Origin of the sequence: Streptococcus intestinihominis, assembly GCF_046824975.1 — a bacterium.
Lineage (GTDB): Bacteria > Bacillota > Bacilli > Lactobacillales > Streptococcaceae > Streptococcus.
This window is the reverse complement of sequence record NZ_JBKQBL010000005.1, coordinates 1,977-12,179: the sequence shown is the minus strand read 5'-3', so window position 1 is coordinate 12,179 and position 10,203 is coordinate 1,977. Positions and strand designations below refer to the sequence as shown.

The following is a 10,203-nucleotide window of genomic DNA, read 5'->3' as shown; positions in this document are numbered from 1 at the left end:
TATTCGCGAGTTGTCTGCTGCGAAAAATGAGCCAGAATGGATGCTTGAGTTCCGTTTGAAGTCTTATGAAGTATTTAAAAAAATGCCGATGCAAACTTGGGGAGCGGACTTGTCAGATATTGATTTTGATGATTTGATTTATTATCAAAAACCATCTGATAAACCTGCACGTAGCTGGGATGAAGTGCCTGAAAAAATTAAGGAAACGTTTGAACGGATTGGTATTCCAGAAGCAGAGCGTGCTTACCTAGCCGGAGCAGCTGCTCAGTATGAGTCTGAAGTAGTTTACCATAACATGAAGGAAGAATTCCAAAAGCTCGGAATCATTTTTACCGATACAGATTCGGCTTTGAAGGAATACCCAGACTTGTTTAAGCAATACTTTGCTAAGTTGGTACCTCCAACGGATAATAAGTTGGCAGCCCTCAACTCAGCTGTTTGGTCAGGTGGGACCTTTATCTATGTACCGAAGGGTGTTAAGGTCGATGTTCCTTTGCAGACCTACTTCCGGATCAACAATGAAAATACAGGTCAGTTTGAGAGAACTTTGATTATTGTTGACGAAGGCGCTAGCGTCCACTATGTAGAAGGATGTACAGCACCGACTTATTCAAGCAATAGCCTGCACGCAGCCATTGTCGAAATTTTTGCCTTGGATGGCGCTTATATGCGTTACACGACCATCCAAAACTGGTCCGACAATGTCTATAACTTGGTAACCAAAAGGGCCAAAGCAACCAAAGATGCGACAGTTGAATGGATCGATGGAAACCTCGGAGCTAAAACGACCATGAAATACCCGTCTGTTTATCTGGATGGAGAAGGCGCGCGTGGGACTATGCTTTCTATCGCCTTTGCAAATGCGGGGCAACACCAAGATACAGGTGCTAAAATGATCCATAATGCTCCACATACCAGCTCTTCAATCGTCTCAAAATCCATCGCGAAAGGTGGAGGAAAGGTTGACTACCGTGGACAAGTGACCTTCAATAAAGATTCAGCGAAATCTGTCAGTCACATTGAGTGTGATACCATTATTATGGATGACTTGTCTGCATCAGATACCATTCCATTTAATGAAATCCATAACTCGCAAGTTGCTTTGGAGCACGAAGCTAAGGTTTCTAAGATTTCTGAAGAGCAACTCTATTACCTCATGAGCCGTGGCTTGTCAGAATCAGAAGCGACTGAGATGATTGTCATGGGATTTGTAGAGCCTTTCACTAAAGAACTTCCAATGGAATATGCAGTTGAGCTCAACCGCTTGATTAGCTATGAAATGGAAGGATCTGTCGGTTAAGGGGATAAAAGGAGAAGCAAATGGGATTCTTAAAAAAATTATTTGGTAATGTTGAAAAAGCGAATAAGGGCGAAATTCCTGTTGAGGAAATTGTTCCACCCTTTACAATTGATCTAGCAGAAGAAGCAGATGATTATTGGAGACAGATGGAACAAAATCTCTTGATCAATGCTGTGAAGGCTGTTGGCGGTCCTGATAAAGCGGATCGTGCCTTTATGCTAGTGAATTTTAAGCCGGGTCAAGAAACATTTGATTTGTATTATCAAATCGATGGGAAATTAATTTCTTGGCAAGAATTGGATCCAGAACTTGTAGAAAAAATCCGCCTTCAACTCTTGCCTCAAGCACCAGCAGTAGCCCATGCAGTCAATGAAAATTACGAAGCTGCCAATGTTCCTGTGATTAGTTATGCCATGCTTCAATTAGAAACGGCGACCATGGCTTGGTTTGGTCGGAAGCTAACAACAGCTACACCTGAAGCTAGCTTATCTTTTGGAGAATTGGTAGCAGGTTGGCGTGCGGTGATTGAACAAGAAATCCCGACTCATCCAATAGACAGCGATACTGCTTTTCCTTATTTCGAAGTTCGATAGAAGTTCTGTTGACAGGAATAAAATAAACAAAAAAAGAGGGTGACCTCTTTTTTTGTTTATGAGCATTTATAGTTTTTCGTTGACGTAGCGAACGAATTGATTCCACCACACCTTTAAGAAGAAACTTTTTTGGATATTTTCTCCGCTCACCATTTCCATACTAGGGGCTTTACCTTCGATATACCCTCGACCGATGGGTTCTGGATCAGTGTAGGTAAGGGTTCCGAGAGAAGTACCTTTCTTTATAGGAGCGCTAAATGAAGATTGGCTACTTTTAAAGGTGATTTTAGCTTCTGCTTGGCTTCCCTGTCGTTCGATCACGATGAAGTCATCCTTGGCAACAGCAGTGGCGTTTGTTTTCTTGCCATCGTGAACCGTTGATTTACTGTTGTTGTATGCTTCGCCTTTGCTGACAATGAGGCTTGGAACGAAGTTTTGGCTCACATAATTCATCAGGTTGGCTGTTGCAACAAATCGTGCGTAAGGGTCACCATCGATTGCCTCAACACCAATGACAACGGTAATCATTCGAATTCCATTTTGATTAGTAGAAGCGACAAATGAGATCCCTCCTTTTTCGGAATTTCCAGTTTTTAGACCATCCACCCCAGCTCGATAGTTGGGCATGTTTTCCAGCATATAGTTGCTACTCTCCAATTGAATTCCAGCAAATTCTGCATGGGAGAGGGAGGTGATTTTTGTAACTTCAGGAAAGTCTTCTAGAAGATGTTTTGCTATGACTGCCACATCATAAGCGCTCAGCTTATTTTCGGTATTTTTCTTTTTATTTTCCTCATCCCCATCAATGATAGATTGGTTCAATCCACTAGCATTCACAATCGTCGCATCTGTAATTCCCCAATCTTTGAGCTTTGCTTTCATGAGGAGGACGAATTTTTCTTCGCTACCAGCTACTTTTTCAGCTAAGGCGATGGCGGCACTATTGGCGTTTGATACGAGGAGAGCAGTGAGCAAGTCCTTAACCTTGTATTTACGGGCTTCCATGGGAACGTTGCTGATTCCTTCAACAGCTGTCAGTTGATAGGCTTTATCAGAAATATCCACATCATCAGTTAAAGAGATTTTTCCTTGCCGAATGGCTTCGTAAACGAGATAAGTGGTCAAAAGGTTGCTGATTCCGCCAACCTCTTTTTTCTCATCACTATTTTTTTCGTAGAGTATTTTACCTGTTGTCCCATCAATCGCAATAGCATGCTGGGCTCCAAGGTCTAGGTCCTCCGCTTTTACAGGAGACGTACTGAGAAGCGCAAGCATTAGACAAAGAAGTAAGGTGATTATTTTTTTCACGTTTGAATCCTCGATTGTTTATTGTCTCTACTATTGTATCATAAAAGAAGGCAATTGCTCTAATCCTATTTTGCTCTCTTAGGACTCAAAGGTCATAGGCAAATTTGAAAGATAGTTGGTAAAATGGAAGAAATAGTGTATAATGGTAGAAAACCTAACATAAGGAGATAGTGATGAAAGTAAATAAACGGTTCGTACTGGCCGGTGTTTCTCTAGCCAGCGCTCTTCTATTGACAGCCTGCGGTGGTGGAAGCAGCAATCAATCTACTTATTCTTATATTTATTCAACAGATCCAAATACATTGGACTACATTGCATCGACTCGTACAACGACGTCTGATATTACAAGTAACCTTGTTGATGGTTTGTTAGAAAATGATAAATATGGAAATTTAATCCCAAGTTTGGCAGAAGACTGGACAGTTTCAGAAGATGGCTTGGTCTATACCTATAAACTTCGAAAAGATGCTAAATGGTACACCAGTGAAGGGGAAGAGTATGGTGCTGTAACAGCTCACGATTTTGTGACAGGGGTCAAACATGCTGTGGAATCAAAATCAGAAGGTCTCTTCTTAATCCAAAACTCCATTAAAGGTTTGGATGCCTATGCCAAGGGTGAAACAACAGATTTCAAGACAGTTGGCGTGAAAGCCCTAGATGATTACACCGTTCAATATACCTTGGAACGTCCAGAAAGCTTTTGGAATTCTAAGACGACATCAGGTGTCCTTTTCCCAGTTAACGCAGCGTTCTTAGAATCTCAAGGAAAAGACTTTGGTTCTTTAAAACCAAGTAGTATTCTCTATAACGGTCCCTATTATTTGAAGAATTTAACTTCAAAATCTCAAATTGAACTTGTAAAAAATAAAGAATACTATGATGAAAAGAATGTTCATATTGATAATGTGAAGTTGACTTACAATGACGGATCAGATCCAGAATCAGTCATCAAGAAATTTGAGAATGGACAATATTCATTTGCGACGGTAATGCCAAATAGCTCCACTTATAAGAGTGTGAAAAAGAAATTTGGTGATAATATTGTTTATGGTGTTCAATATGGTACATCTTACTATCTAGGCTTCAACATCGATCGTCAGAAGTATAACCATACAGCCAAAACGACAGATGCTCAAAAATCGTCTACAAAACAAGCGATTTTAAATAAGGATTTCCGTCAAGCTGTCAACTTTGCCTTTGACCGTGAAGCCTATGCTGCACAAACATCTGGCGCAGATGCAGCGACCAAGATTCTTCGAAACACCTTGGTTCCACCGACTTTTGTTCAAGTAAATGGTGAAGAGTTCGGTAAGGTTGTTGAGAAACAATTGGTGACCTATGGGGATGAGTGGAAAGACGTAAATCTAGATGATGCCCAAACCACTCTCTACAATCAAGAAAAAGCCAAGGCTGAATTTGCAAAAGCAAAAGAACAACTGCAAAAAGAAGGGGTACAATTCCCAATTCATTTGGATTACGTTGTTAGTCAGACAGATAACAGTCAGGTACAACAAGCTAGCTCCTTCAAACAATCCGTAGAAGCTGTTCTTGGTGCAGACAATGTTGTCGTAGATATTCAGAAATTATCTGATGATGACTTTAACAATATTACCTACTTTACAGACACTGCTGCTGAGAAAGATTATGACCTTGCAGGCGGAGGATGGGTGCCAGACTACCAAGATCCATCTACTTATTTAGAGAGTTTAAGTCCTGTTAACGGTTCTGTTTTCTACTATCTAGGTGTGGATGCAGGCTCGAATAGCCCTGCTATTTCAGCAGTTGATTTTGGGAAGTATGCAGAGCTCTTAAAAGATGCCAATGCAGAAGTGAGTGACCAAGCTGTACGTTATGAGAAATACGCAGCTGCTCAAGCATGGCTAACCGATAGTTCTTTGATCTTGCCAACTGTTTCAAATGGTGGAACGCCAATGTTGCAACGGACTGTTCCGTATAGTCGTGCAGCTTCATGGGTTGGAACAAAAGGAACTGGAACCAACTATAAATATCTTGAACTTTCAGAAGAAGTCATCAAGACAAAGGATTACGATGCAAGTAAAGAAAAATGGTTGAAAGAAAAGGCTGAATCCAATAAAAAAGCCCAAGAAGAATTAAAGAACCACATCGAATCTAAATAGCTGGGATAGTAAGAACGCATAAGTTTATGTAGGGGAAGGAGCCACTAAAAAGGATTGATTTTTTAGACAGTCCTCCGCTTAGTGGCTCCTTTCACTTGCCAAATATTCAGAAAATTTAGTTTACTTTTTTTCTCACTTATGCTATAATTCTATCTAAATTCAATAAAATGGAGACTCAAAATGAAAAAAAGTAAAGTTTTTGCATTTGCCGGAGTAACATTACTCGCAGCAACTTTCCTTGCAGCATGTTCTGGCTCAAAAGATAGCAAGTCTGCATCAAAAAAAGATACAACATATGGCTATGTTTATACAGATGATCCAACAACTTTGGATTACACTGTATCTTCAAAAGCTTCCGTACACGATATTACAACAAACGGTGTAGATGGTTTGTTGGAAAACGACAAATACGGAAACCTTGTACCATCTATTGCTGAAGATTGGTCTGTTTCAAAAGACGGTTTGACTTATACTTATAAAATCCGTAAGGGTGTTAAATGGTATGATGCCGACGGCGAAGAGCATGGTGAAGTAACAGCACATGACTTTGTTACTGGATTGAAGCATGCGGCAGACAAGAAATCAGAATCTCTTCCATTGGTGAAAGACTCAATCAAAGGATTGAAAGACTACTCAGAAGGAAAAATTTCAGACTTCTCTGAGGTTGGGGTCAAAGCAGTAGATGATTATACGCTTGAATACACCTTGAATCAACCAGAAACTTTCTGGAATTCAAAAACAACTAATGGGGTTCTTTTCCCAATTAGTACAGAATTCTTGAAGAGCAAGGGTGATGAATTTGGTCAACCAGGTAATGTCAAATCAATCTTGTTCAATGGTCCATTCCTTTTGAAATCAATCACTTCTAAATCAGAAATTACTTTTGAGAAGAACGAAGATTACTGGGATAAAGACAACGTTCATATCAACAAGATCAAATTCTCTTATTATGATGGATCAGATCAAGATTCATTGGCGCGTGGCTTTAGTGATGGATCATACACAGTTGCTCGTCTCTTCCCAGCAAGTTCAAACTTTGCGTCTGTTGAAGAGAAATACAAAGACAATATCTACAACACACAACCTGGAGCTGGTGTAGCAGTCTTTGGTTTCAACATTGACCGTCAAGCATACAACCATACTTCTAAGACGTCAGATGATCAAAAATCTTCTACTAAGAAAGCTATCTTAAACAAGAATTTCCGTCAAGCGATCACATTTGCCTTGAACCGCGAAAATTATTCAGCGCAAGTCAATGGTAAAGAATACGCTAAGGCTGCTATTCGAAACATGTACACTGCACCTGCCTTTGTTCAAGTAAACGGTAAAGACTTTGGGGATGTAGTAGCAGACAAGTTGCAAACTTATGGAGATCAATGGAGCGGTGTGAATCTTGCGGACGGTCAAAACGGCCTCTATAGCAAGGAAAAAGCAAAAGCTCAATTTGAAAAAGCAAAAGCTGAACTCCAAAAAGAAGGTGTTCAATTCCCAATCCATTTGGATGTTCCAGTTGCACAAAACTCAACAAACTTTGTGTCACGGATGCAATCCTTCAAACAATCAGTTGAAGAAACACTTGGTACAGAAAACGTTGTTGTGGACCTTCAAATGATGGACCAAGATGAAGTCTTGAACATTACATTGAACGTACCATCAGCTGCAGAAACTGACTGGGATCTTCAAGGGCTTGTAGGATGGAATCCAGACTACGATGATCCATCTACTTACCTTGACACCTTGCAACCATCTTCACCAGACCAAACTAAGACTTACCTTGGATTTGCTGGTGGTGTCGACAATGCTTCTGCTAAAGCAGTCGGTTTAGATGAATTTGCGAAATTGCTTGATGATGCAGAAAAAGAAACGCAAGATGTAGTGACTCGTTACGACAAATTTGCAGCAGCTCAAGCTTGGTTAACAGATAGTGCATTAGTGATTCCAACTATGACAAGTTCAGGTGCTGGAACAGTTGTTTCAAAAGTAGTTCCATTCTCTGGACCTTCATCACAAACAGGTAACAAAGGATCAACTTATTTCAAATATGTTGAAGTTCAAGATGAACCTGTCACTAAAAAACAATATGATCAAGCACGTGAAAAATGGTTGAAAGAAAAAGCTGATTCAAATAAAAAAGCTCAGCAAGAACTAGAAAAACACGTTAAATAATCACCTTCATCAGAACTTTCTCTAATAGGGGAGAAAGTTCTTTTGAACATTAAAGGAACGGAATATGAAAAAATATATATTTATGCGTATTTTACGTTCGTTGGTGTCGATCTTTTTGGTTACGACATTGACGTATACAATTATTTATACGCTAACCCCAAGAAATTTAATTTTCAAAAACGACCCTAACTACAATAAGATTGCAAAGACTAAGGATTCTAAAATCAATTATGAAAACACAGTCTATGATCGTATGGGGTATATAGAATATCTTGATTCAAAAGCTTTGAAAGAAAAAGCAAGCAAGGAAGACTCATCAGTAACTGTAGAGCCTACTAAAGAAAACGAAAAGATCTACAAAAAGTACATTTCTAATCTTGGAAATGGCTGGGTATTGAAACGTTTCCCTGAAAACAAAGGCTTTTACGCAACTCGTGAAGTCCCTGTCTTTGAACGTGTTATTGGATTCTACGGCAACCTGATTCAGATTGATCATCCAAATGTCATCAAAGATGCTTCCAATCCAAAACTTGAACGCTATATTCGCATTGAAAATGACCCAGCTATTGGTTGGTCAGTAGTTGGTTCGGGGACTAAACATAAATATCTTTTGTATTTCAATGGTCAATTCCCGTTCGTTCATCAAAATTTTGTATCGTTAAACTTGGGTGAATCTTATCCAACTTATTCAAATACGCCGGTTCTTCAGGTTATTACACAAGGACAAGGTACTACCAAGAAGAGTGAAGTAAACTTCCCAACAGGGAAAAAAGAATCTTCTATCAATATCTACTCACGTACTTACAAATCACCAAGCAAGGCAGATGCTCAAGATATTGCCCGCTTTGGTGAAGGAGATGCTTATACAGCAACTTTGAGTAACTATGAAAATCCATCCATGATTGTGAGCTCTTCTATTATCGGCTTGATCGGGATTGCAATTGCTTACTTGATCGCAATTCCATTGGGATCATACATGGCCTTGTTGAAGAACACATGGTTTGATAGTGCCTCAACAGCTGTCTTGACATTGATGATGGCTCTTCCAACGATTGCCTTGGTCTACATCGTCCGCTTGGTTGGTTCAATAATCGGTCTTCCAGACTCTTTCCCAGTCTTAGGAGCTCAGGACTGGAGATCGTACGTTCTTCCTTCTGTCATCCTGGGACTATTGACCGCTCCAGGTTTGGCTGTTTGGATTCGTCGTTATATGATTGACTTGCACTCACAAGACTTTGTCCGTTTTGCACGTGCTAAAGGACTCTCTGAAAAAGAAATTTCACGCAAGCATATTTTCAAGAATGCAATGGTTCCAATCGTTACAGGTATTCCTGTTCAATTGGTCTTGGTTATTTCAGGAGCTACCTTGACAGAAACCGTCTTTGCCTTCCCTGGTATGGGTAAAATGTTGATTGATTCCATCAAGGCATCGAACAATACCATGGTGGTGGGTCTTGTCTTCATCTTTACTGTTCTTGCTGTATTTGGAGCAATGGCCGGTGATATTCTCATGGTTATGGTAGACCCTCGTATCAAATTGACAACTAAGAAAGGAGGCAAATAATGTCTACAATCGATAAAAAGAAATTCCAATTTGTTGAACGTGACGACTTTGCCTCTGAAACAATTGATGCGCCGTCGTACTCCTACTGGAAATCGGTATTTCGCCAATTTTTCAAAAAGAAATCAACCATTTTTATGTTAGCAGTCTTGGTGGGGATTCTCTTGATGAGTTTTGTTTATCCAATGTTTTCAAACTTTGATTACAATGATGTAAGTAAAGTAAATGATTTCACTGCTCGTTTGAATCCTCCAAGTGCCAAAGCTTTCTTTGGTACAGATAACAATGGTAAATCGTTGTTTGATGGAGTTTGGTTTGGTGCCCGCAATTCGATTATCATCTCTTTTATTGCTACCTTGATCAACGTTGTAATCGGTGTAGTGATTGGTGGGATTTGGGGTGTGTCAAAATCAATCGACCGCTTCATGATGGAAGTTTATAACGTTATTTCAAACGTTCCATTTATGTTGATTGTTATTGTCTTGACTTACTCAATCGGTGCTGGTTTCTGGAACTTGATTTTGGCGATGACGGTAACAGGATGGATTGGGATTGCTTATTCTATCCGTGTCCAAATTATGCGTTACCGTGATTTAGAGTACAACTTGGCCAGCCGTACTTTGGGGACTCCAACTCTAAAAATCGTGACTAAAAATATTTTGCCGCAATTGGTATCTGTTATTGTGACGACAACAACTCAATTGTTGCCAGCCTTTATTTCAACTGAGGCCTTCCTTTCCTTCTTTGGATTGGGATTGCCAATTACAGTTCCAAGTTTAGGTCGTCTGATTTCAGACTACTCACAAAACGTAACAACCAATGCGTATCTTTTCTGGATTCCATTGACAGTCTTAGTCTTGGTATCCTTGTCATTCTATATCGTTGGACAAAACCTTGCAGATGCCAGCGATCCACGTACACATAGATAGGAGGAGTAGATATGACAAATGATAAAAATGTAATCTTATCTGCTCGCGATATCGTAGTAGAATTTGATGTTCGGGATCGTGTCTTAACAGCCATTCGCAATGTGTCCTTAGACCTTGTTGAAGGTGAAGTCATGGCACTTGTTGGTGAATCAGGTTCTGGTAAATCTGTTCTCACAAAAACCTTCACAGGAATGTTAGAAGACAACGG

Annotated in this window: 8 protein-coding genes; 7 read left to right on the top strand and 1 reads right to left on the bottom strand. The window is 39.9% G+C overall.

Going from position 1 to position 10,203, the window contains the following annotated elements:
* On the top strand, positions 1-1,300 hold a 1,300-nt coding region (gene sufB, locus ACLOR3_RS08205), incomplete at its 5' end, for a Fe-S cluster assembly protein SufB (protein ID WP_412037137.1).
* Positions 1,301-1,320: 20 nt separating this feature from the next.
* Positions 1,321-1,893, top strand: coding sequence for a hypothetical protein (locus ACLOR3_RS08200; protein ID WP_411400879.1), 573 nt, complete (start codon positions 1,321-1,323; stop codon positions 1,891-1,893).
* Between the two features lie 66 nt (positions 1,894-1,959).
* Here the strand turns inward: ACLOR3_RS08200 and pbp3 are convergent, their stop codons facing one another.
* Positions 1,960-3,201, bottom strand: coding sequence for a D-alanyl-D-alanine carboxypeptidase PBP3 (gene pbp3 / locus ACLOR3_RS08195; RefSeq protein WP_411400881.1), 1,242 nt, complete (start codon positions 3,199-3,201; stop codon positions 1,960-1,962).
* A gap of 173 nt (positions 3,202-3,374) precedes the next feature.
* Between pbp3 and ACLOR3_RS08190 the strand changes: the two genes are divergently transcribed.
* From ACLOR3_RS08190 to ACLOR3_RS08170, 5 genes are all read left to right on the top strand, one after another.
* Positions 3,375-5,339, top strand: coding sequence for a peptide ABC transporter substrate-binding protein (locus ACLOR3_RS08190; RefSeq protein WP_272080723.1), 1,965 nt, complete (start codon positions 3,375-3,377; stop codon positions 5,337-5,339).
* 180 nt (positions 5,340-5,519) lie between these two features.
* Positions 5,520-7,505: a peptide ABC transporter substrate-binding protein gene (locus ACLOR3_RS08185; RefSeq protein ID WP_195324804.1), complete on the top strand. Its 1,986-nt coding sequence runs from the start codon at positions 5,520-5,522 to the stop codon at positions 7,503-7,505.
* Positions 7,506-7,569: 64 nt separating this feature from the next.
* Positions 7,570-9,069, top strand: coding sequence for an ABC transporter permease (locus ACLOR3_RS08180; RefSeq protein WP_129822746.1), 1,500 nt, complete (start codon positions 7,570-7,572; stop codon positions 9,067-9,069).
* Positions 9,069-9,995, top strand: coding sequence for an oligopeptide ABC transporter permease OppC (gene oppC, locus ACLOR3_RS08175; RefSeq protein ID WP_048692005.1), 927 nt, complete (start codon positions 9,069-9,071; stop codon positions 9,993-9,995). The genes ACLOR3_RS08180 and oppC overlap by 1 nt, the downstream gene beginning before the upstream one ends.
* Before the next feature lie 11 nt (positions 9,996-10,006).
* The coding region (locus ACLOR3_RS08170; RefSeq protein ID WP_412037136.1) for an ATP-binding cassette domain-containing protein at positions 10,007-10,203 on the top strand (197 nt) is incomplete at its 3' end.